This is a genomic window from Paraburkholderia phenoliruptrix (assembly GCF_902859825.1).
In the GTDB taxonomy this organism is placed as follows: domain Bacteria; phylum Pseudomonadota; class Gammaproteobacteria; order Burkholderiales; family Burkholderiaceae; genus Paraburkholderia; species Paraburkholderia phenoliruptrix.
This window is the reverse complement of the sequence record NZ_CADIKB010000116.1, coordinates 1-1,224: the sequence shown is the minus strand read 5'-3', so window position 1 is coordinate 1,224 and position 1,224 is coordinate 1. Positions and strand designations below refer to the sequence as shown.

Annotated in this window: 1 protein-coding gene; it reads left to right on the top strand. The window is 59.4% G+C overall.

Translation table 11 applies throughout. From position 1 onward, the window contains the following. Positions 1 to 1,224: hypothetical protein (locus HV711_RS33215; RefSeq protein ID WP_175145689.1), on the top strand; the 1,224-nt coding region annotated here is incomplete at both ends.

The following is a 1,224-nucleotide window of genomic DNA, read 5'->3' as shown; positions in this document are numbered from 1 at the left end:
GCGGTTCTCCTTGGTTCCCTGTTCGGGAGGTTGGTCCTGGAAACCCGATTCTCTCGGATTCCACTGGCGAACCGCCGCCTTCAACCTTCAACTACGCCTGGGACATTGCCGCGACAGGGCAGTGGGCCGTCGAGTATCAGGGCGCACTCAACGCGTACTACAGCACGAATGGTCAAGCCATCATGGCGGGCCAATCTGTTGCTGGAGTTGCTAGCCCATATCAGCCTGCGGTAGCGGAGCTGGTGAATCTCGGATATCTGCCGAGTGGTTTCAGTTCTAAGGCGCCTAACGGGCAGACCTTTACGAGTTCTGTTTCGCAGGTAAGCGTCGGGGGAACGCCGTCCCTCGCCGGTTATGTGTATTCGACGACTCCTTACAAGGATGGAACAGGCGCGGTCCGAAATGACCTTGCGGGGTTGGCGATGCAAGCCGCGGGTGCGGACGCTGGCATGTCGACTCCCGGTCACGCTGGTCAGCTAATCGGCACGGGGAACGGGTGGCAGACCTCCATCGCCGGTATTCCGGTCGGCACGTTCGCCATGAGAGTGGGCTCGTATGCTGACATGGACGCGATGCTCAGTCAGTTTTACATGCTCAACGGCTCCCGCCCGCTGACGGGGCCGATGAACGCGAACAACAACTCGATGAGTAACGTCTCGACGTTCGGGGCGACGGGCAACATCACTACTTCGGGGGGGACGTTCAGGGCGACGAACGCGCCGGGCGGCATCGGCGTTCAGATAGCGAACGCGCAGATCTACGGCGATGGCTCAAACATCGCCATGCGGGCGCCTAACGCTGCTTACATTCAGACTACAGCCGGGGGTTGGGCGGCGCTAAATGCTGGCGACGTGAATTCGAACGGCAATGCCAGCATTGCTGGAAGTGCAGCGATCTATGGGAATGCGACGGTCAACGGGACAACCACGTTGAACGGGACCACGGTACAGAACGGAACCCATTACCAGTACGGATCAAGCGTTATCAACGGCTACATGTACATGAATGGTGGGGGATCGATTCAAACCCAGCTGCCGTTGGCCGCGACCGCGTATGCCGGCTGGGGGTGCTCTGGCAACGGAATTACGACAGATCCGAGCGGAAACATCTTGGCTTGCCAATCCGGCGTGTGGCAAGGAGCCAACGGAGGCCGCCTTTACACGTCTACATATTCGATCCCGAACTACTCCACGGTTGGCATCGGAGCGCACATTTACTGCGCAC